A 20,866-nucleotide genomic window follows, 5' to 3' on the forward strand; every position below is an offset into this window, starting at 1 on the left:
TAAATGAACTATTTAGCTTTCGTAAATGCAAGCGGCTGTGTACTTAACATAGCAGGTACATGTAACTGAAGGGATGGGAATTCACCACTTACATTCATTTCATAAGCAAATAATAGGCTCATTTTCATTTGGAATAAGTCGATTGGTGCCGAGAAAATGTCGTAGTGATGATGCTGCAATGGAATCTCCATCTCCATAAATTGTACATATAGGGATTCATCTCGTTTGTATACTTGTAATGTTCCATAAGCAGGATGTTCAAAAGTACCGGTGTAGTCCTCTAATTTGTGAGAAGGTGTAGTCCCGTTTATTGCTTCAGGAAGGGATTCCAATGTCTCCTTCATCATTTCTCTCATTTTTTCACTATCTTCTACAGCACGTTCATGCCAGTCGATAAATTCTAGTCCGAGAAGTTCGTCATATATATGTTTTGTAATGTAAGTAGGAAGTAAAGTTTGCCCGGAATTTGTTAGTACAATAATACCGATCTTTTCGTTTGGCATAAATGACGCAAGTGCAGAAAATCCATCAATATTACCACCATGATGAATAAGTTTATAACCGCGGTAAGCGCTAATAAACCAACCTAATCCGTAGCTGTTTAATGGTGATTCACTTGTTGCTAGCATTGGCTGATCCGGGATTGGTGTATGCGGTGTATACATTTCTTGGAGTAGTTCAGTAGAAATCAAATCATGATTTTCTATTTTCCCTTCGTTTAAATGGAGCTGGACCCATTTTGCCATATCTTCAATGGTAGAGTTAATACATCCAGCAGCTCCAACTGTATCAATATTTCGGAATGGTATTTCTTTTATTTCACCATTTTCTTCAGCGTAAGGTAATGCGTAATCATCTGTATGTTGTGAATCTGTAATAGAGAAGTTTGTATGCCTCATATGTAACGGCTCTAAAATATGTTCTGTAGCGTATTGTTCCCACGTTTGATTCGTAATGGTTTCCACAATATAGCTAATTGTCGCATACATTAAGTTGTTATAAAGAAATGCTGTGCGGAACGGGGCATCAAGTGATAAATGTTTTATTTTTTCTACTAAATCTTTACGAGTTAAAGAAGAACTGTACCAGAGGGCATCGTGACGACTTACTCCAGTGCGGTGGGAAGCTAAATCACGCCCTGTAACTTGTGAACTAGCTAATATGTCAGATAAAGAGAAGTTAGGTATATAAGACTGGACAGGGGTATCCCAATTAAACTTTTTTTGTTGTGATAATAAGCTTAGTGAGAGTGTACCAAAAGCTTTCGTTGAGGAACCGATTGCGAATAAAGTATTTGGTGTAACAGGCTCTTTTGTCTCTATATTTCGATAGCCAAAACCTTCTGAAATAATAACTTCGCCGTCTTTTATAATAGCTATAGCAGCGCCAGGAACTTTTAAATCCTTCATCATTTTTTCAACCGTTGTTTGTAAAGAAGTCATAATAGGCGTTTCAATTTTAGACATACTTCTAACCTCCAAATATAAATTTTTCCCTACCGCACTATACTTTCGGTAATAGAAAATGAAAACCTTTTTAAATATGGAAAGTTAATAATTTTGTAAGAATTACTGAAAGAAATTTTATTAATTAGGATTATTAAATTTATGGTTTTTCATGTTATGATAAATTGCATATAAGATTGAAAGAAGGTTTTTCTACATATGAAACATGCTGAATATGAATACTTAAATTTATGCCGTCACGTAATGGAGAACGGTACGAAAAAAGAAGATCGTACAGGGACAGGAACTGTATCTGTATTTGGATATCAAATGCGCTTTGATCTTAGTAAAGGGTTTCCTTTATTAACGACAAAGAGAGTACCATTTCGCCTTGTAGCAAGTGAACTCCTTTGGTTTATGAAAGGTGATACAAATATTCGTTATTTATTGCAACATAATAATAATATTTGGAATGAATGGGCGTTTAAGAGCTGGGTAGAAAGTGACGAGTATACTGGTCCTGATATGACAGATTTCGGTCTTCGCTCACAACAAGATGAAGAGTTTAAAGTGCAATACGATGAGCAAATGGAATTGTTTAAAAAGAACGTTTTAGAAGACGATGCATTCTCCAAGAAGTTTGGATATTTAGGAGACGTATACGGAAAACAATGGCGTGCTTGGAAAACGACAGCTGGTGAAACACTTGATCAGCTAAAAGATGTAATTGATATGATTAAGAAAACGCCTGATTCACGTCGCTTAATTGTTTCTGCTTGGAATCCAGAAGATGTACCAAGTATGGCCTTACCGCCTTGTCATACGCTATTCCAGTTTTATGTAGCAGATGGAAAGCTTTCTTGTCAGTTATATCAAAGAAGTGGAGATATATTCCTTGGAATTCCCTTTAACATTGCAAGCTACTCACTACTAACACATTTAATTGCACATGAATGCGGACTTGAAGTGGGAGAATTTGTTCATACAATTGGAGATGCACACATTTATACGAATCATTTTGAGCAAGTAGAAAAGCAATTGGCACGTGAACCACGTCCATTCCCGAAACTTACATTAAATCCAGATGTGAAATCTGTTTTTGATTTTGAAATGGAAGATTTAACAATTGAAGGATATGATCCACACCCAGCAATTAAAGCACCAGTTGCAGTGTAATTGTAGAGGAGATGAAAAGATGATAGTTTCATTTATGGTCGCAATGGACGAGAATAGAGTAATTGGTAAAGATAATAATTTACCTTGGCGTTTACCAAGTGAATTACAGTATGTAAAGAAAACAACGATGGGTCATCCACTTATTATGGGAAGAAAGAACTATGAAGCGATTGGTAGACCGCTGCCTGGAAGACGTAATATTATTGTAACTCGTAATGAAGGGTATCATGTTGAAGGTTGTGAAGTTGCTCATTCTGTAGAAGAAGTATTCGAACTATGCAAAAATGAAGAAGAGATTTTTATTTTTGGCGGAGCGCAAATTTATGATCTCTTTTTACCTTATGTAGACAAGTTATATATAACAAAAATCCACTATGCATTTGAAGGAGATACATTCTTCCCAGAAATGGATATGACAAATTGGGAAGAAATTTTTGGTGAAAAAGGTTTAACAGATGAAAAAAATCCGTATACGTATTACTACCATGTATATGAGAAGAAACAATAATCAAAAAGATTGATGTGAAAATTCACATCAATCTTTTTATTTGTATTCATCAATATAAGTTTATAGATGAGATTCGATAGTGCTATAATAAAAGATAGCATGTAAAAAAATGCTAAAATTTTCAAAGTACTAGTATAGAAAGAGGAGGAGAATCGATTGAAAAAGATATGGGGGATTCTTTTTCTTTGCTTAACATTCATGTTAGTCGGATGCGGTAAAGAAGAAAAACCACAAGAAGCGTTTGATACATATGCAAAAGCATGGAATAAACAAAAATTTGCAGATATGTATGAGCAATTATCAGAAAATGCAAAAAAAGATATTTCAAAGAAAGAGTTCACTGAGAAATATGAAAAAATTTATTCTGGCATTGAAGTGAAGAACTTAAAAGTTGAAACAGGAGAAATAAAAGAAGATAAAAAAGATGAAGGTCCTGTTCCTTTTAAAGTAAGTATGGATACAGTTGGTGGCAAAATTACTTTTGGGTATGAAGCGAAAATGGTGAAAGAAAAAGATGGAGATAAAGAATCTTGGAAAATAGATTGGACTCCTGATTTTATATTCCCAGGCATGACGAAAGATAGTAAAGTTCGTATGCAAACGACAGAGCCAAAACGTGGAGAAATATATGACCGTAACGGTAAATATCTTGCGGTAAATGGTAAAGCTTCTGAAATTGGAATAGTTCCAGAAAAATTAGACGATACTGCTCCGCAAACGAAAGAGACTGTAGCGAAGTTGTTAAACATGTCTGTAGAAGAGATCGATCAAAAGCTAGCTGCTAAATGGGTAAAACCAAATTATCTCGTACCAATTGGAATATTACCTGAAGGGGCAACGCAAAATTCATATATTGATTTACCTGGTGTTTCAACAAAGCCTGTAAATGTTCGTACATATCCGTTAGGAGAAGCGGCAGCACATCTTACTGGCTATATTGGAAAAGTGAATGCTGAAGATTTAAAAACGCTACAAAAGAAAGGCTATCAAGCCGATGATCCAGTTGGTAAGGCCGGATTAGAGCAAGTATTTGAAGAAAAGCTCCGCGGTAAAAAAGGTGGCCGTGTCTTTGTAGAGGATGCACAAGGAAAAGAAATAAAGAATTTAGCAAAAACAGAAGCTGTTGATGGAGAAAATGTAACTTTAACGATTGATAGTGCTGTTCAAGAAGAAATTTATATTGAAATGAAAAATGAGGTAGGATCAAGTGCAGCAATTAATCCAAAGACTGGAGAAACACTTGCACTTGTGAGCACGCCAGCTTATAATCCAAATACTCTTACAAGAGGGGCGTCAAAGGCACAACGCGATGCAGTAAATAATGATCCGAAAAAACCGATGACAAATCGCTTTACACAATTATCAGTACCAGGTTCTGTATTTAAACCAATTACAGCTGCAATTGGTCTTGAAACGAAAACGATTGATCCAAAAGAAGAGTTGAAAATTGAAGGATTGAAATGGACAAAAGATTCTTCTTGGGGTAATTATTATGTAACGCGTGTAAAAGATGCAAATCCGATTGATTTTGATAAGGCGATGAAATATTCTGATAATATTTATTTCGCACAAGAAGCTTTGAAAATCGGAAAAGACAAATTTATGAGTGAAGCGAAAAAATTCGGATTCGATGAGAAGTTACCAATTGAATATGGATTCCCAGCTTCGAAAATCGCAAATGATGGTATTAAAAATGATATTCAAATGGCAGACACAGGTTATGGACAAGGGCAAGTGTTAATGACGCCGCTTCATCTAGCATTAACGTACGCACCAATTGTTAATGACGGAAACATACCTTCTCCATATATTATTAAAACAGATAAGCAACCAAAAGTTTGGAAAGAGAATGTAATTTCAAAAGGAAATCAAGATATATTAAAAACTGCTATGACGAAAGTAATTAATGATCCAGATGGTACAGGGAAAATTGCTAAAATTGATGGCATGACTCTTGCTGGAAAAACAGGCACAGCAGAATTAAAAGTATCAAAAGAGGCAGAAGGAAAAGAACTAGGTTGGTTCGCTGCATTTGATTTAAATGCGCCGGATATGGTCATTACAATGATGATTGAAGATGTAAAAGGTAGAGGTGGAAGTAATATTCCAGCTGAAAAAGTAAAACATGTATTTCAAAAATAATATGTAATAAAAGGCTAGCTCTATAATTTGTAGAGCTAGCCTTTTTATATGAAAAAATTCTTAATATTTGTATACTAAATTTTAAGGAAATAAAATAAATCATTAACTTACGAAAAAAAAGTAGCTATTTTTTATTGACATCGAACATAACTTTTTGTATTATACTTACATAAGGTAAGTTATTTACTTTCAAATTATAAATCTCAAATTAAAGATAAAGTGTAAAAAGGGAGAGAATACAATGACAAAAGTACTATTTATTACAGCAAATCCAAATTCAGCAGAAGGTTCTTTCGGAATGGCAGTAGGGGAAGCTTTCATCGAAGCTTATAAAAACGAACATCCACAAGACGAAGTTGTAACAATTGATTTATTCAACACTACAGTACCAGCAATCGATGCAGATGTATTTGCTGCTTGGGGTAAATTTGCAGCAGGTGAAGGCTTTGAAACTTTAACTGAAGCTCAACAACAAAAAGTTGCAGCAATGAACACAAACTTAGAAACATTTATGCATGCAGATCGTTATGTATTCGTAACTCCAATGTGGAACTTTAGCTACCCACCAGTAGTAAAAGCATACTTAGATAACGTAGCAATCGCAGGTAAAACATTCAAATATACTGAAAATGGTCCAGTTGGCTTATTAGAAGGTAAAAAAGCACTTCACATTCAAGCAACAGGTGGCGTATATTCTGAAGGAGCATACGCAGCTGTAGACTTCGGACGCAATCATTTAAAAACTGTATTAGGATTTGTCGGTGTAAATGATACTGAATATATTGCAGTTGAAGGTATGAATGCAAACCCTGAAAAAGCACAAGAAATTAAAGAAGCAGCAATTGCTAATGCTCGTGAATTAGCAAAACGTTTCTAATATAGAATGCTTAAAAAATGTCCAAACACTTGCTGTTTGGACATTTTTTCTTCTTTTTCCTTCGTTTGTCTAGTATAATGAAGGTCGGAATGATAATAGGTGGGGGTTCTGTATGATTCAAACGTTTTTTAAAATCTTTTATTTAATTTTAATCGTAATTGCGATTACACCGAGAATGTGGCGTCTTAAAAGACAAGTAAATACGATGTCGCCACAAGAAAAAGATAATGCTGTGTACAAAACGACAAATTGGTTTGGTAAGAAAATGGTACGTGTAGCTGGGGGAACAGTAGAAGTTAAAGGACTTGAAAATGTTCCGAAAGACAAGCCGGTACTAGTTGTAAGTAATCATCAAAGTAATATGGATATCCCTGTTTTACTAGGTTATTTAAATAAACCAATTGGCTTCGTTTCAAAGGCAGAGATTAAAAAGTTCCCAGTTGTACCAACTTGGATGGAACTTATGAATTGTGTATTTATGGATCGTAATGATCGTCGTCAATCTCTTCAAGCGATTAAAGATGGAATTGAGCTGTTAAAGAATGGACATTCTATCGTAATTTTCCCTGAAGGAACGAGAAGTAAAGGTGGCGAAATTGGAGAGTTTAAGGCTGGAAGTTTTCACCTTGCTGTAAAATCTGGTGTAGCAATCTTACCTGTAACATTAGATGGGACATATAAAATGTTTGAAGCGAATGGAAATCGCATGAAACGAGCGCATGCAACAGTAACGATTTCTAAGCCAATTACGCCTGAAGAGTATGCGAATATGGATATTAAAGAGTTAACGAAGCATACTCAAGATGTCATCGCATCTCAATTACATAAGTAGTAAAAAAGGTTTCAGCTTATATCAAGCTGAAACCTTTTTTATTACGCTGTAGGTAAGACATAAAAGAGTACGCAGAAGAACATCATCGCACTACCACCTAAAACGAAAAGATGCCAAATGGCATGATTGAAAGGTAACCTTTCCCAAAGGAAGAATATAGCTCCTACAGAATATAAAATTCCGCCCGCTAACAGTAGTGAAAAACCATGGCCAGTTAAATTTTCATAAAGTGGTTTAATAGCAACGATTATGAGCCAGCCCATTATGATATAACATAGCGTTGATGCCTTAATAAAGCGACGTACAAAGAAAATTTTGAAGATGATACCTCCGATTGCTAGTGTCCATATAATAGCGAGTAACGTCCAGCCTAATGGTCCACGAAGCGTAATAAGTAAAAAAGGAGTATACGTGCCAGCGATTAATAAATAAATGGCTGAGTGATCTAAAATAGTAAACAATTTTTCTACCTTTGGATGGTGAATGCTATGTAACAATGTCGAAAACAAGTACAGTAAGAACATGCTTACACCATAAACCGTAAATGCAACTACTGCAGATGCGGTACCATGCTTAGAGGCATGAATAATCAATATGATTAAGGCAGGGATGCTTAAAATGGCACCGATACCATGTGTAATTGCATTTGCAATTTCTTCTTTCACAAATTGGGTCATTCGTGTCATTTTTTCAGTCATAATGCAAATCCTTTCTACTATCATAAAATAATATGTCGTTTCCCTTACCATATCATACACAAGGGCAATAGAAAATGAAATTTGTATAATTGATTATATTTTTGAATTTTTTTGACAAAAGCCAATGGATTTGTTGACGTTTTCAAACTTTTTTGACAAAATAAAATTATGTAATAGTAGGACAAGGAATCTACTAATAAAGGGGATGGGGAAATGTTTTCAAATATTGGCTTTCCAGGGTTAATTTTAATTTTAGTAGCTGTACTCATTTTATTTGGACCTAAAAAATTGCCGGAAATCGGGAAGGCTTTAGGGGAAACGTTAAAAGAGTTTAAAAAATCAACGAAAGAATTGACAGATGATGCATTTCAAGAGAAGGAAAAGAAAGAAAAAATGTAATGAATTTTCCTTGTAATGGATAAATAAAGTGTGGTGAACGAGATGGAAGATCAAGAAATGAGCGTAGTAGAACATATTGTTGAGCTTCGTAAACGAGTAATATATACAGTCTTATCATTTGTATTATTTTTAATTATTGGATTTACTTTTACGAAGGATATATATTTTTGGCTCGTAAAAGATTTGCCGATGAAGTTAACAGTTCTGGGACCGAGTGATGTATTGTGGATTTTTTTCTCGATCGCTACAGTATTTGCTATCGTTTGTACAATTCCTTTTGCTGCTATACAAATTTGGTTATTTGTAAAACCGGGGTTACATCCAAATGAACAAAAGATGACAGTGATGTATATACCGGTATTGTCTATATTATTTATTTTAGGTTTATGTTTTGGATATTTCGTTGTAATGCCGTTTTTATTTCATTTTTTAACTACGATAGGTAATGAAATGTTTAATACGATGTTTACTACAGAAAAATATTTTCATTTTGTACTTAATTTAACAGTGCCATTCGCTGTGATTTTTGAATTACCTGTAGTGGTGATGTTTTTAACGAGTATTGGACTTTTAACAGCAGAATTTCTTGTGAAAATAAGAAGATATGCTTACGTAGCCTTGATAATAATCGCATCGTGTATATCGCCACCAGATTTTTTATCACATAGTTTAGTAGCGGTACCGCTTATTTGTATTTATGAAATTAGTATCGCTTTATCAAAGATTGTTAGTAAACGAAAACAAAAAAGAGAAGAAATACATTCGAAAAGTGCCTCGTTATAAAGGCACTTTTTTATTTAGTTGTTATACTATAGCTATAAACGTATACAATATAAAGAAGAAAAAAATTATAGAATCTCCAAAATTTAGACAAACTTTGCGCTTTTATACGTTTATACTGAATGTATTAAGTAATTTACGGATAATGAGATTCCCGTCTCAAAGTGTATTTAGATAGGGGATGGATTAGGTGGAGATGAGTAGTGTATAAATCTTCTAACCATAAGGACTATAGGGATTGTCTAAGGATACTGTTGTATTCATGAGAGTCTCCACTTTAAACAACGTGTTACAGCGTAAAGTAGAGAAAGTTCAAAAATCCAGTGAAAAAGAGGATTGATATTGTGATTACGAAAAGTTTTTATTTCACTCATTCAACAGGGGATTGTATTAAAATATTCGAAATCCCCGTCCTACAGGCGCAGCATCCATTATCGTTTCTAATTCAGTCCCGTCTTCAATTATTTATCGCAAAAATTCAAAAACAAAAGCACCCAAGATTTTCATATTCTTTCCGTGAATATTTACAAAATTGTTTGAAGTGGAATGATTATTTAAATGTATATAAAACAAATACGCTTGAAAAAAATGCATGATACAGAGTAGGGACAGGGTTAAAAACTCTGTCTTTTTCATTTTAGGTATAAAAATATAATTAATTTGATTAAATTTCGTTCCAAATTGTTGAAAGCAATGGGAATACTAGTATAATAACAAGGAGAGCGTATTGGAAAGGGAAGAATATAATATGCAAAAAATTAAAATTGTAACAGATTCAACCGCAGATTTATCACAAGAGGTAATTGAGAAGTATGACATTCATGTTCTACCATTATCAATCTCTGTAAATGGACAAACATATTTAGATCGCGTTGATCTACAACCAGATGAATTTATTGAAGAAATGATTAAATCAGAGGAACTACCAAAAACATCACAACCAGCAATGGGTACATTTGTAGAAATGTATGACAAGTTAGGTGAAGATGGAAGTGAAGTACTTTCCATTCATATGACAAGTGGAATGAGTGGTACTGTAGCAACTGCAAATAGTGCTGCATCAATGACAGACACAAAAGTAACAGTTGTTGATTCGCAATTTATTACACATGCTTTAGCATACCAAGTAGTTGAAGCTGCGAAAATGGCAAATGAAGGACGCTCACTAGAAGAAATTTTAAAACGTGTAGATGAAGTAAGAAAGAATACTCGTTTATATGTAGTAGTAGATACATTAGAAAACTTAGTGAAGGGTGGGCGTATTGGTAAAGGAAAAGCGTTTATCGGTTCGCTGCTTAATATAAAACCAATTGCTAGCCTTGAAGATGGTGTTTATAACCCTGTAACGAAAGTGCGTAGCCAAGGGCAAATTGTAAAAACGTTAGCTAAGTTATTTGAGGAAGATACAGCTGGAAAAGTTGTAAAAGCTGTGGCAATTCCGCATGCGAAAGCAATTCCTTTAGCTGAAAATGTAAAAGCGGCTGTTGAAAAAGTAAGTGGATTTGCACAATCCGAAATATTCTATACAACTCCAGTTATTAGTACTCATACAGGTCCAGGCGCAATTGGATTTATGTATTTAGCAGAGTAATAAAAAAGCTACTTGAAATATATTTCAAGTAGCTTTTTTATGTGAAGAGCAAGTAAGAAATCAGAAGAGTTATACAGGCGCTACCGCTAATGATATAGCGAATTTGCAAATATTCATTCATAGAAAACACCCTTTATGATTTTCTATAGTATATGATGGGTGCAAGAAATAAGTAGTTACGTTATACGTGTAACGTTTCAATTTTTTTATTTACGTGTTTATCATTTGTTACATTATTGTAAGTGAAAGTTTGGCCTAAAAAGAGAACATGCAGTTGTTCCCATGGTAACATACGTAAATTCCAGTTGTTTCGAAGTCTAGTTATTGCCTCACGAGGTGTTTCATCTGCGAGTGCAAAAGCTCCGTAGTGCATGGGAATAAAATGTGTAGCGTTTAAATCTAAATAAGCTTGCACTGCCTCTTCAGGTGAAACGTGAGATACTTTCATAAACCATTCTGGTTCATAAGCGCCAATTGGCATAAGAGCAACATCAATTGAAAAGCGCTTGCCGATTTCTTTAAAGCCTTGGAAATAGCCACTGTCACCGCAATAATAAATGGTTTCTGTCGTGTTCGTATTATCAATAACCCATCCACCCCAGTGGGAAGTGTTCATATCAAATAATGATCTTCTCGTCCAGTGTTGTGCAGGTACAAAGTGGAAAGCTACTTCATTAAGGGTTATGCTTTCCCACCAGTTGTATTCTTTAACCTTTGTGAATTTTTTACGAGTAAATAATTTTTTTAGCCCGATAGGTACAAGGTATAGAACATCATCATTTAGTTGGCGAAGTGTTGAAAAATCTAAATGATCATAATGACCGTGGGAAATAAGGACAATATCAATTTTAGGTAATTCTTCTATAGAAAGTCCAGGTTCTGTAAGTCTTGGAACTAGCTTTAATTTATTGGCCCACACTGGGTCTGTTAATATATTAAGTCCATTCGTTTGGATAAGAAAAGTGGAATGCCCAATCCATGTGACAGTCGTTTTTTCAATATTGCTTTGCAAAAATGGACTTTGTTTAACGGGTGATTGTTCTACTAAGAAAGAAAAATCTTTTTTGTTTTGCTTTCGTTCTTTACGCCAGCGTAAAAAAGAGCGAATTGATTTTTTTGTGCTAACATTATCCATATTTTCATAGCGCTTTGCCATGAACATCACCTCATTTAAAATCGTTGTATTTGTATTGTACCGAAATGTTGTTAAGGAATACAGTGAAAAACATGGATTAATGTTAAAGGAATTGTTAAAAAATAGGGAGAGGTATTTACAAAATTAACAATAAAATTAGTTTTGCAAATACTATTTAGAGAAATAATAGTGAAAAAAGATATTTTGTCTAGTAATTAGCTTGAAATAAAGAAGTAACATACGTAAATTCGTACGATTTCGTGAACAAATGTAGTAAACAATTTTCTCGTAGTGTTAACTTTTGTTATGATAAACATAACCTATTTAAATTTAGGATAGAGAAAAGAGGTTTATAAATGAAGCGTTATCAAAAAATAATTGGTCTTATGGTTGTATTTTGTCTCTTTGTACTTGCTGGATGTAGTGGATCGGGCTCAAAGCTTCGTAAACCATTAAATTGGGACTTAGAAACTTTCCAATTCACAAATCAAGATGGAAAACAATTTGGAACAAAGGATTTAAAAGGGAAAGTTTGGGTTGCAGATTTCATGTTCACAAACTGTCAAACAGTTTGTCCGCCAATGACTGCTAATATGGCAAAATTACAGAAAATGGCGAAGGAAGAGAAATTAGACATTCAGTTTGTATCATTTAGCGTAGATCCTGACCTTGATAAGCCAGAAAACTTGAAAGCTTTCATTCAAAAGTTTACAGAAGATACAAGTAACTGGAACTTGTTAACAGGTTATTCGTTAGAAGATATTACAAAGTTTTCAAAAGATAATTTCCAATCACTTGTAGATAAACCTGAGAATGGTCAAGTTATACATGGAACATCATTTTATTTAATTGATCAAAACGGAAAAGTAATGAAAAAATATAGTGGCATAAGCAATACGCCATACGAAGACATTATACGTGATATGAAGCGATTAGTGGATTAAAAAGAAGGGTGCATAGCACCCTTCTTTTTTTACATTAGTCTATGGATAAAATGTCATGTTGCTGTGGAAGTTTTGGTGCACGAATTTCTAACACACCGTTTTGATAAGAAGCTTTCGCTGCTTTTTTATTAATTAAATAAGGTAACTTAATCATTCTCGATGCTTCTGAAATGGACCGTTCTCGGCGATAATAGTTATGAGATGTTTGCTCTTCTGTCTCTTCAAGTATCTCTTCTTTCACAGAGACTTTTAAGTATTCACTTTGTATTTCAATTTGAATTTGTTCTTTTTGTATACCTGGTAGTTCAGCAGTAACAACGAGTTCCTCACCAACTTCATATAAATCTACAGGGAATGTTAATAAACGGTTTCCTTTTTGGAAAAAATGATTTAAATCAGCGATTACGCTGCGAAGTGGTGTTTGCTCGAAGAAATCATCAATTTGCTTTAAATAATTGCGAACCGGTGGGCGAGAAGAATCTTTTTTTTCTTCACTCATGGTATTCCCTCCTAGAAATCAATTTGCAATATCATATGACAAAAGCGGAGAAAGGTGATTGCCTAGTTTTCATGTTTTCATAAAAAATTGTTAAAAATGTGAAATGGAGTGATTTTTTTATAGTTTTTGGTCGCCATATTCAGTTGATTATGCTAGTATAAATAGGGTTGATATAGTAGTATAGAGACAGAATGAAAACTGAAAGAGGGTAAGAAGTATGTGTGGTTTTGTAGGATGTTTATGTGAAAACCCTAGAGAGTTTTCAGAAACAGAAAAACATCAATTTGAAAATATGAACACGATGATTTTCCACCGCGGTCCAGATGACGAAGGATATTTTCGTGATGAACATGTACAATTTGGCTTCCGCCGTTTAAGTATCATTGACTTAGAGGCAGGACATCAGCCACTAACTTATGAAAATGATCGATATGTAATTATTTTTAATGGTGAAATTTACAACTATGTAGAATTACGTGAAATGTTACTTGAAAAAGGTGCAACGTTTGCAACGCAATCTGATACAGAAGTTATCATTGCATTGTATGCACATATGAAAGAAAAATGTGTAGATTACCTTCGTGGTATGTTTGCATTTATGATTTGGGATCGTGAAGAAAAGAAACTATTCGGTGCACGTGATCACTTCGGTATTAAACCATTATATATCGCACAACAAGGTGATACTACATTCTTCGCATCTGAGAAGAAAAGTATTATGCATGTAATGGAAGACAAAGGAGTTAATCCAAAGTCACTACAACATTACTTTACGTACCAATATGGTCCAGAACCAGAAACATTAACAGTTGATGTTAATAAAATCGAGCCTGGCCATTACTTCGTGAAAGAAATTGGAAAAGAGATGGAAATCCATCGTTACTGGAAACCTTATTTCAACGCTTCAAGCGCAACGAAAGAGGAGCATATCCAAGCAATTCGTGATGTGTTATATGATTCAGTAAAAGTGCATATGCGCAGTGATGTACCAGTAGGTTCATTCCTTTCTGGTGGTATCGATTCATCTATCATCGCTTCTATTGCAAGAGAAATGAATCCGAACCTATTAACATTCTCTGTTGGTTTTGAACAACGTGGTTTCAGTGAAGTTGATGTTGCCAAAGAAACTGCTGAGAAACTAGGCGTTAAAAACCATAACGTATTCATTTCAGCGAAAGAATTTATGGATGAGTTCCCAAAAATCATTTGGCATATGGATGATCCTTTAGCAGATCCAGCAGCTGTACCATTATACTTCGTTGCAAAAGAAGCACGTAAGCATGTAACAGTTGTTCTTTCAGGTGAAGGGGCAGACGAGCTATTTGGTGGTTATAACATTTACCGTGAGCCAAACTCACTAAAAATGTTCTCTTACATTCCTAGCCCAGGTAAGAGCGTTCTAAAAGCATTAAGTGGAGCGCTTAAAGAAGGATTTAAAGGAAAGAGCTTCCTAGAGCGTGGATGTACGCCAATTGAAGAGCGTTACTATGGAAACGCGAAAATCTTCCGTGAAGAAGAGAAAGCTGAATTAATGAAGTATTACGATGAAAGTGTTAACTATATGGATATCACGAAACCATTGTATAACGAGATTAAAGATTATGATGATGTAAGCAAAATGCAGTACATTGACATGTTCACATGGTTACGCGGTGACATTTTATTAAAAGCTGATAAAATGACAATGGCAAACTCATTAGAACTTCGTGTACCGTTCTTAGATAAAGAAGTATTCGATGTTGCATCTAAAATTCCAACTGAATTTAAGATTGCTAACGGAACTACGAAAGCTATTTTACGTGAAGCAGCACGCGGAATCGTTCCAGATCACGTGTTAGACCGTAAAAAACTTGGATTCCCAGTACCAATTCGTCACTGGTTAAAAGACGAAATGCATGATTGGGCTATAAATATTATTAACGAAAGTAAAACAGATCATTTAATCGACAAACAGTATGTATTAAACTTACTGGAAGCACATTGTGCAGATAAAGGCGATTATAGCCGTAAAATTTGGACTGTACTTGCATTTATGGTATGGCACCAAATTTATGTTGAGCATAAATACGATACGAATAAGTTCCACGAAGAAACAAAACGTGCGTATAGCTTAGTTTAATAAGAAAAACCTTAAGATCACAAATGGTCTTAAGGTTTTTTTCATAAATAGAACGTGTTATTGATACAATAATAGTAAAAGGATGGACAACATATGATTACGTTTGAGAAAGTAACTACAGAAAATGAAAGCGTTGTTACAGAAATGTTCAGCTCACATAGTTTAGGTGAGAAAAAGGTACAGTATTGTGTGAAAGTTGATGATACATATATTGGTGTAATAGATTATAGTATTCAAGAGGAAAGTGCTATCTTATCTCAGCTCATTATTCATTTTGATTATCAAGGTTACGGTTATGGTACAAATACGTATTTCACATTTGAAGAAATGATGAAACAAAGGGGCGTAAAAGAGATACAAGTATTACAAGAGCAATTGACAGAACAAGCTAAATCGTTCATAGAGAGCTTTGGCTTTATTGAGGTAGATGAAATGTATGTGAAGAAAATATAACGATGATTAGTTATGCAGTAAAATAAATATAAGGCAGGTGGATGTATGACGATGACTTCTGGTCTTGTATTAATTGGAGGATGTTTTATAGTAGCAGAACTAAGCCATATATACATTCGGAATAAAATGAATAAGAAAAGAAAGCCATATGAAATACAATACGTCCCTGTATTTTTATTTTTGTTTTGTATGCTTGTTACATTACAAAATATAACTAACTTCCCACCACTTTTGAATATTTTTTTAAAGTTTGGTTTGCTGTATAGTGGTGCTGGAATAGCTCTTTTATTTATCTTATTTTGCATACGTTATATTCACTATCAATCATATATATTTATTTTAAATTGGTTAAAGCAAAATGATAGAAACCGCCTTACATAAGGTGGTTTTTTATTTGTGTATTACTAATGATTATAAAAATGAAACGTACGCTATTGTATATATAGCTAAAATTTTCGTTAGAATTTATAAAAATGATTAGATGATTAAATACTTCACCTGTTATTAGTATGTGATACTATAAATTCTTAGCTTATATAGGAAGTGGAGGTATAAAGTTGAATTGTTAGTAAGCTAAGGTATCCTAATTGCTTGCAAATAGCGGAATGAAATTTTTGGGAGGCGTCGTTTTTGTATGTTTAATATTGATATTTTATTTCTTGAATGGATGACAAGTTTGGAAGGAAGTGCGCTTACAACATTTTTTAAACTTGTATCTAGTATTGCAAATGAAACGTTGTATTTAGTTATTATTTCGATTATATATTGGTCTGTTTCTAAGAGAAAAGCATTTCATATGATTGTTATCATTTGTTTATACGGATATATATGGATAGCGGTAAAAGACTTCATGAAAATCCCGCGTCCGTATACATATGATGGAATTTCGGCTTTATATGAAAAATCAGCTTCAAGTTATTCATTTCCAAGTACACACGTACAGTTAGCGACAACATTTTGGGGTTCACTTATGACTTTATGCCAAAAGAGAATCATTTGGAGTATGGGAATTATTTTTATCCCGCTTTAATGGGCAGTAAGACCCTCACCTCAAAATTCAGCGGAAGCAAAGAAGTTAGGTGGGGATCAACTGCCCATAAAAGTCCGATTGGTGAAGGCTAATAATCAGTGGGGGATGAAGAAAACCCCCACTGATTAAAGTTTCACTTTATTATGTTGGTTACTATTTCTCGTCTATATTTGCGTGTACATTGGCTCAGTGATATACTAGGTGCCATTTTATTTAGTGCTATAGTTGTTTATTTATACACGAAAGTTACAGTGGAATTAAGTGATAAGAAATTCATTTTGTTACAGCGAATTGTATTGGCAGTTTCAATCATTACATATTTTATGACAGAGCAAATAGATCATTTTAAACTATTGGGAGTTTTAACAGGTTCTACGATTGGTACAATGCTAGAAAATCATTTTATTAAATGAATGAAACTAACAATTTAAAAATACAAGTCGTAAAAATAGTGTTAGGTCTCAGCTTTATGATACTGATGCAGCTCATACTAAAAAAAGTAATGCCTCATATGTATTACTTACGCTATGCATTCACGGGAATTACAATTACGTTCTTATGTCCATGTATTTTTTACATGTTACAGTTTAAAAAATGTGAGTAGCAAATAAAAAATATTTTGAATAAAAATGAGGTCCGAATTATATATATTGAAAAAGTTTTCTGATATATCTATTGACAATGTATGAGATATACATTAGTCTTTAAAATGTAAATGATAATCAATTTCATCTAGGAGGACTTATGACACGCACTAAAAATATGTTAATACTTTGCATTATGTTACTAATGATCATAATCGCAGGGTGTGGTAAAGAAGAGAAAAAAGAAAATGATACGTCAGCGAAAGCAAAAGATTCATATACGATAAAACATGCTATGGGTGAAACGACAGTTAATGGCACGCCAAAAAGAGTTGTTGTTTTAACAAATGAAGGTGCTGAGGCACTGTTATCTGTTGGAGTAACACCGGTTGGAACTACAAAACCACGTGCTGGTGATGAATGGTATCCTCATTTAGCGAAAGAGTTAAAAGATACGAAAGTTGTAGGAACTGAGCGTGATATTAATTTAGAGGCAGTAATGAAGCTTAAACCGGATTTAATTATCGGAAACAAAATGCGTCATGAAAAAATATACGATCAGTTAAAAGAAATTGCACCAACTGTTTATGCTGAAACATTACGCGGGGATTGGAAAGAAAACTTTACGCTTTATACAAAAGCTGTAAATAAAGAAAAAGAAGGGCAAAATGCTCTTAATGATTATAAAAAGCGTATTGCAGGAATAAAAGAAAAATTAGGTGATAAAGTTAACTCTAAAGTTTCCATTATTCGCTTCGTTCCAGGTGATGTTCGTATTTATCAAAAAAATTCATTCTCAGGCGTTGTATTAAATGATATCGGATTTAAACGACCGCCGTTACAAGATAAAGATGAATTTGCAATTAAAGGAATTACAAAAGAGCAAATTCCTAATATGGACGGGGACTACATATTCTACTTCACATCTGATAAAGATGCAGATAAGAATAATGAGGGAAATACATTAGCAAAAGAATGGACAGAAGATCCACTCTTCAAGCAACTGCAAGCTTCTAAAAATAATAAAGTATTCCAAGTAGATGAAGTGATTTGGAATACAGCAGGCGGTATTGTAGCTGCAAACCTTATGTTAGATGATATTGAAAAATATTTTTTTAATTAAATAGATGAATGATGAAGTACATCGCTTACGAAGTGATGTACTTTTTTATCGCTTTAAAATACAGAAAATTCCTTTAATTGAGTTGTTATAAGTTGTACAATTAAATCAAGTATAAATAAAAGGAGTGGAAAGAATGAAGGCTACTCATAAAGATTGGATCTTGTTCAATGGAAGAATTATAAATACGAAGGAAGAACAGCCGATGGTCGCGCTAGAAGAGCGAGGCTTCCAATTTGGTGATGGTATTTATGAAGTATTTAGACTATACGATGGGAAGCCTCATTTATTAGATTTACATTTGGAGCGTTTCTTTAATTCAATGGAAGAAATAAAACTAATTCCACCGTTTACGAAGGAAGAGTTAGTGGAAGAGTTGCTTCAAATGATTGGAAAAAATCAATTTCAAGAAGATGGGAATGTCTATTTGCAAATATCAAGAGGAGCACAACCACGCAATCATGTATATGAAAAAGATTTACAACCGACATATTTTGCAAATATTGTTTCGTTCCCAAGGCCGATTTCTTCAATGGAATTAGGAATCAAAGTAACGGTAGAAGAGGATATAAGATGGAAATTTTGTCATATAAAATCTTTAAACTTGTTACCTAATATTATGATTAAAAATAAAATAAATGAACAAGGATACCAAGAAGCGATATTAGTACGAGATGGCATTGTTACTGAAGGCTGTCATTCAAATTTCTTTATCGTGAAAAATAATAAATTGATTACACATCCAGCTGATCATTTCATTCTACACGGCATTACACGTCACTACGTTGTTACATTAGCGAAAGAGTTACATATTGAAGTAGAAGAACGAGAATTTTCACTACAAGAAGTATATGAGGCAGATGAGTGCTTCTTCACAGCGACACCACTTGAAATATTCCCAGTCGTTCAAATTGGTGATGAACAGTTTGGAAGCGGCGAAAGAGGGCCAATTACGAAAAAACTACAAGCTGCATATGAAGAAAGTATTAGTTTGTTTAAAGTGACAAATTAATGATGAAGAAAAAAGCTGGTATTCCCCCAGCTTTTTTTCATGATATAATTCAACCGTAGGACAAGTTTTGAAAACGCTGTAAAAAGGGGATTTAATGTATGAATTATGAAGGTTTTAAAGAAATAATTCACGGTAGACGAAGTGTTAGAAAATTCACGGAACAAGAAGTATCCACTAGTGATATAAAAGAAATTATTGATTGTGCTCGTTACGCACCGAGCGATACGAATTCACAAACGTGGGAATTCGTGGTCATTATGAACCGAGAGAAAATTAAAGAAATTGAACAAATGACGTGGGATGCATTACATAAACTTGCGGCAAAAGCGGCAGAAAACGGAGAAGAAAAAGCGGGGAAATTACTTACACGTTCTTTCGGACCGTATGCGACAGCTTTCTCTGAAGCGCCAGTATTAATCGTATGTTTGGCAACACCATATGAATCAAAGTTTCGTGAAAAGATATTTGATCCAATTGCTTTCGTTCCTGATTCAGTTTGGGAAGAAGAAGGGATTAAGAGTAGCTGTTTAGCGGCACAAAACTTAATGTTAGCGGCACATGCGAAGGGGCTTGGCACTTGTCCAATGACAGGACCGGTATTGTTAGCGCAAGATGAACTGCGAAAATATTTACAGATTGAATCTGAAAAACAAATAAATATGGTTATTTCTCTTGGTTTTCCAAAAGATAAGCCGAAGAAACTTCCAAGAAAAGAAGTAGATGAGATTACGACATTTGTTTATTAAATACTTGATTAAAAGACATTGGAAATAACAATGTCTTTTTTATTTTTGTGGATATTTTGTTGCGAATTTGGGCTAAAATGATGAATAAGAAAGAATTTCTATTTATTGCATACAAAAAATTAATGTTCTATTAAGGAAAGTATGATACAGTAATCGTGAGTAAGCTTAAGTTTGTTCATGAAAGTGTTGAAAACTAGTTTTAAGACCTATAAATTATTTTTGTATAATAAATTATAATGAAATTACCGGGGGGATGAATTTTGAAGAAATTCATAATCGCTGGATTGTCTGTATTGTTATTAGTAGGCTGTGGTACTCCAAAGGAAAAAGAGGACGCACAGTCAAATCAGGAAGAACAAGTTGTAAATGCAAGTGATGAGAATATGGTCGTATTTCCTGAAGGAGTAATGCCAGTTGGAGAAGGAAAAGTAAAAGTTATTACACCAAATGGTACTTCTGAAAATGGTAATATACCGACTGTATTCATCAAAAAGGATACTTTAATTCAGCAAGTTGAATTAGAACTGTCTAATTTTCAAAACGATATAGAAACATTCGTTTTTGTAGACAAAGTGTATGCAGATAAACATCAAGTAACTAGTACAACACAGACAACAGTACAATTAAAAGAAAAGACTCTTGAGACAGGTAGTCATACGATAACTGCAGTTCAGTATGAAAACAATGATCCGAAAGGAAAGGTCATTAGTTTTAATCAAGCGACGTTTGAAACGAAGCCCGCGTCTTAATATGAATAAAAGTACATTACTTAAAAA

Annotated in this window: 22 protein-coding genes and 1 pseudogene; 19 read left to right on the top strand and 4 right to left on the bottom strand. The window is 33.9% G+C overall.

From position 1 onward, the window contains the following. Positions 1-8: 8 nt before the first annotated feature. Complete coding sequence (locus BAQ48_RS00105) at positions 9-1,466, bottom strand: serine hydrolase (protein WP_071709495.1); 1,458 nt, start codon at positions 1,464-1,466, stop codon at positions 9-11. Positions 1,467-1,664: 198 nt separating this feature from the next. On the opposite strand from BAQ48_RS00105, the gene BAQ48_RS00110 reads away from it, so the two are divergent. The 5 genes from BAQ48_RS00110 to BAQ48_RS00130 all read left to right on the top strand — a co-directional run bounded on the left by BAQ48_RS00110 (position 1,665) and on the right by BAQ48_RS00130 (position 6,980). Next, positions 1,665-2,621: a thymidylate synthase gene (locus BAQ48_RS00110; RefSeq protein WP_071709496.1), complete on the top strand. Its 957-nt coding sequence runs from the start codon at positions 1,665-1,667 to the stop codon at positions 2,619-2,621. Positions 2,622-2,640: 19 nt separating this feature from the next. Continuing rightward, positions 2,641-3,129, top strand: coding sequence for a dihydrofolate reductase (locus BAQ48_RS00115; RefSeq protein WP_071709497.1), 489 nt, complete (start codon positions 2,641-2,643; stop codon positions 3,127-3,129). A gap of 156 nt (positions 3,130-3,285) precedes the next feature. Continuing rightward, a complete protein-coding gene (pbpC, locus tag BAQ48_RS00120) occupies positions 3,286-5,271 on the top strand; it encodes a penicillin-binding protein 3 (protein WP_071709498.1) in 1,986 nt (661 codons plus the stop codon). Positions 5,272-5,512: 241 nt separating this feature from the next. After that, the gene (locus BAQ48_RS00125; RefSeq protein ID WP_001991934.1) at positions 5,513-6,148 is read left to right on the top strand and encodes an FMN-dependent NADH-azoreductase; all 636 of its coding nucleotides are present in this window, start codon (positions 5,513-5,515) and stop codon (positions 6,146-6,148) included. A 112-nt stretch (positions 6,149-6,260) separates the two neighbouring features. Then, on the top strand, positions 6,261-6,980 hold the full coding sequence (locus BAQ48_RS00130) for a lysophospholipid acyltransferase family protein (protein ID WP_071709499.1): 720 nt from the start codon (positions 6,261-6,263) through the stop codon (positions 6,978-6,980). A 41-nt stretch (positions 6,981-7,021) separates the two neighbouring features. On the opposite strand, the gene trhA is transcribed toward BAQ48_RS00130, so the two are convergent. Beyond that, on the bottom strand, positions 7,022-7,678 hold the full coding sequence (trhA, locus tag BAQ48_RS00135) for a PAQR family membrane homeostasis protein TrhA (protein WP_071709500.1): 657 nt from the start codon (positions 7,676-7,678) through the stop codon (positions 7,022-7,024). A 213-nt stretch (positions 7,679-7,891) separates the two neighbouring features. On the opposite strand from trhA, the gene BAQ48_RS00140 reads away from it, so the two are divergent. The 4 genes from BAQ48_RS00140 to BAQ48_RS00155 all read left to right on the top strand — a co-directional run bounded on the left by BAQ48_RS00140 (position 7,892) and on the right by BAQ48_RS00155 (position 10,448). Continuing rightward, a complete protein-coding gene (locus tag BAQ48_RS00140; protein ID WP_000492443.1) occupies positions 7,892-8,077 on the top strand; it encodes a twin-arginine translocase TatA/TatE family subunit in 186 nt (61 codons plus the stop codon). Positions 8,078-8,119: 42 nt separating this feature from the next. Next, positions 8,120-8,860 carry a twin-arginine translocase subunit TatC gene (tatC, locus tag BAQ48_RS00145; protein WP_071709501.1) on the top strand — a complete coding sequence of 247 codons (741 nt, stop codon included), beginning with the start codon at positions 8,120-8,122 and terminating at the stop codon, positions 8,858-8,860. Positions 8,861-9,201: 341 nt separating this feature from the next. After that, entirely contained in the window at positions 9,202-9,453 is a 252-nt protein-coding gene (locus tag BAQ48_RS00150; RefSeq protein ID WP_000629012.1) for a DUF2535 family protein, read from the top strand. Between the two features lie 152 nt (positions 9,454-9,605). Continuing rightward, on the top strand, positions 9,606-10,448 hold the full coding sequence (locus BAQ48_RS00155; protein ID WP_071709514.1) for a DegV family protein: 843 nt from the start codon (positions 9,606-9,608) through the stop codon (positions 10,446-10,448). Between the two features lie 181 nt (positions 10,449-10,629). Here BAQ48_RS00155 and BAQ48_RS00160 read toward each other — a convergent pair whose 3' ends face one another. Further along, positions 10,630-11,604 (bottom strand): MBL fold metallo-hydrolase, encoded by a 975-nt coding sequence (locus BAQ48_RS00160; protein WP_071709502.1) that lies wholly within the window; start codon positions 11,602-11,604, stop codon positions 10,630-10,632. A 335-nt stretch (positions 11,605-11,939) separates the two neighbouring features. Here BAQ48_RS00160 and BAQ48_RS00165 point away from each other — a divergent pair, with 335 nt between their 5' ends. Beyond that, on the top strand, positions 11,940-12,527 hold the full coding sequence (locus BAQ48_RS00165; protein WP_071709503.1) for an SCO family protein: 588 nt from the start codon (positions 11,940-11,942) through the stop codon (positions 12,525-12,527). Between the two features lie 34 nt (positions 12,528-12,561). On the opposite strand, the gene BAQ48_RS00170 is transcribed toward BAQ48_RS00165, so the two are convergent. Beyond that, on the bottom strand, positions 12,562-13,026 hold the full coding sequence (locus tag BAQ48_RS00170; RefSeq protein ID WP_001288092.1) for an Hsp20/alpha crystallin family protein: 465 nt from the start codon (positions 13,024-13,026) through the stop codon (positions 12,562-12,564). Between the two features lie 217 nt (positions 13,027-13,243). Between BAQ48_RS00170 and asnB the strand changes: the two genes are divergently transcribed. The 9 genes and pseudogenes from asnB to BAQ48_RS00215 all read left to right on the top strand — a co-directional run bounded on the left by asnB (position 13,244) and on the right by BAQ48_RS00215 (position 20,839). Beyond that, a complete protein-coding gene (gene asnB / locus BAQ48_RS00175) occupies positions 13,244-15,145 on the top strand; it encodes an asparagine synthase (glutamine-hydrolyzing) (protein ID WP_071709504.1) in 1,902 nt (633 codons plus the stop codon). A 93-nt stretch (positions 15,146-15,238) separates the two neighbouring features. Next, a complete protein-coding gene (locus tag BAQ48_RS00180) occupies positions 15,239-15,598 on the top strand; it encodes a GNAT family N-acetyltransferase (protein WP_071709505.1) in 360 nt (119 codons plus the stop codon). Positions 15,599-15,649: 51 nt separating this feature from the next. Continuing rightward, positions 15,650-15,979 (top strand): hypothetical protein, encoded by a 330-nt coding sequence (locus tag BAQ48_RS00185; protein ID WP_071709506.1) that lies wholly within the window; start codon positions 15,650-15,652, stop codon positions 15,977-15,979. 253 nt (positions 15,980-16,232) lie between these two features. Beyond that, positions 16,233-16,619 (top strand): annotated as a pseudogene (locus BAQ48_RS00190) (phosphatase PAP2 family protein); the annotation flags it as partial. A 152-nt stretch (positions 16,620-16,771) separates the two neighbouring features. Then, positions 16,772-17,041 carry a phosphatase PAP2 family protein gene (locus BAQ48_RS28525; RefSeq protein ID WP_084064311.1) on the top strand — a complete coding sequence of 90 codons (270 nt, stop codon included), beginning with the start codon at positions 16,772-16,774 and terminating at the stop codon, positions 17,039-17,041. Between the two features lie 331 nt (positions 17,042-17,372). Beyond that, on the top strand, positions 17,373-18,335 hold the full coding sequence (locus tag BAQ48_RS00200; protein WP_071709507.1) for an ABC transporter substrate-binding protein: 963 nt from the start codon (positions 17,373-17,375) through the stop codon (positions 18,333-18,335). Between the two features lie 133 nt (positions 18,336-18,468). Beyond that, on the top strand, positions 18,469-19,344 hold the full coding sequence (gene dat, locus BAQ48_RS00205; protein WP_071709508.1) for a D-amino-acid transaminase: 876 nt from the start codon (positions 18,469-18,471) through the stop codon (positions 19,342-19,344). 98 nt (positions 19,345-19,442) lie between these two features. Continuing rightward, positions 19,443-20,090 (top strand): nitroreductase family protein, encoded by a 648-nt coding sequence (locus tag BAQ48_RS00210; RefSeq protein WP_001105347.1) that lies wholly within the window; start codon positions 19,443-19,445, stop codon positions 20,088-20,090. A gap of 260 nt (positions 20,091-20,350) precedes the next feature. Further along, a complete protein-coding gene (locus tag BAQ48_RS00215) occupies positions 20,351-20,839 on the top strand; it encodes a putative periplasmic lipoprotein (RefSeq protein WP_000713452.1) in 489 nt (162 codons plus the stop codon). Positions 20,840-20,866 lie beyond the last annotated feature (27 nt).

Source organism: Bacillus luti, from assembly GCF_001884105.1.
GTDB lineage: Bacteria > Bacillota > Bacilli > Bacillales > Bacillaceae_G > Bacillus_A > Bacillus_A luti.

Excerpts from the sequence above, each read along its gene's own strand:
- BAQ48_RS00105 (WP_071709495.1), bottom strand. The coding sequence starts at position 1,466 with ATGTCTAAAATTGAAACGCCTATTATGACTTCTTTACAAACAACGGTT.
- BAQ48_RS00110 (WP_071709496.1), top strand. The coding sequence starts at position 1,665 with ATGAAACATGCTGAATATGAATACTTAAATTTATGCCGTCACGTAATG.
- BAQ48_RS00115 (WP_071709497.1), top strand. The coding sequence starts at position 2,641 with ATGATAGTTTCATTTATGGTCGCAATGGACGAGAATAGAGTAATTGGT.
- BAQ48_RS00125 (WP_001991934.1), top strand. The coding sequence starts at position 5,513 with ATGACAAAAGTACTATTTATTACAGCAAATCCAAATTCAGCAGAAGGT.
- BAQ48_RS00130 (WP_071709499.1), top strand. The coding sequence starts at position 6,261 with ATGATTCAAACGTTTTTTAAAATCTTTTATTTAATTTTAATCGTAATT.
- trhA (WP_071709500.1), bottom strand. The coding sequence starts at position 7,678 with ATGACTGAAAAAATGACACGAATGACCCAATTTGTGAAAGAAGAAATT.
- BAQ48_RS00140 (WP_000492443.1), top strand. The coding sequence starts at position 7,892 with ATGTTTTCAAATATTGGCTTTCCAGGGTTAATTTTAATTTTAGTAGCT.
- tatC (WP_071709501.1), top strand. The coding sequence starts at position 8,120 with ATGGAAGATCAAGAAATGAGCGTAGTAGAACATATTGTTGAGCTTCGT.
- BAQ48_RS00155 (WP_071709514.1), top strand. The coding sequence starts at position 9,606 with ATGCAAAAAATTAAAATTGTAACAGATTCAACCGCAGATTTATCACAA.
- BAQ48_RS00160 (WP_071709502.1), bottom strand. The coding sequence starts at position 11,604 with ATGGCAAAGCGCTATGAAAATATGGATAATGTTAGCACAAAAAAATCA.
- BAQ48_RS00165 (WP_071709503.1), top strand. The coding sequence starts at position 11,940 with ATGAAGCGTTATCAAAAAATAATTGGTCTTATGGTTGTATTTTGTCTC.
- BAQ48_RS00170 (WP_001288092.1), bottom strand. The coding sequence starts at position 13,026 with ATGAGTGAAGAAAAAAAAGATTCTTCTCGCCCACCGGTTCGCAATTAT.
- asnB (WP_071709504.1), top strand. The coding sequence starts at position 13,244 with ATGTGTGGTTTTGTAGGATGTTTATGTGAAAACCCTAGAGAGTTTTCA.
- BAQ48_RS00180 (WP_071709505.1), top strand. The coding sequence starts at position 15,239 with ATGATTACGTTTGAGAAAGTAACTACAGAAAATGAAAGCGTTGTTACA.
- BAQ48_RS00185 (WP_071709506.1), top strand. The coding sequence starts at position 15,650 with ATGACTTCTGGTCTTGTATTAATTGGAGGATGTTTTATAGTAGCAGAA.
- BAQ48_RS28525 (WP_084064311.1), top strand. The coding sequence starts at position 16,772 with ATGTTGGTTACTATTTCTCGTCTATATTTGCGTGTACATTGGCTCAGT.
- BAQ48_RS00200 (WP_071709507.1), top strand. The coding sequence starts at position 17,373 with ATGACACGCACTAAAAATATGTTAATACTTTGCATTATGTTACTAATG.
- dat (WP_071709508.1), top strand. The coding sequence starts at position 18,469 with ATGAAGGCTACTCATAAAGATTGGATCTTGTTCAATGGAAGAATTATA.
- BAQ48_RS00210 (WP_001105347.1), top strand. The coding sequence starts at position 19,443 with ATGAATTATGAAGGTTTTAAAGAAATAATTCACGGTAGACGAAGTGTT.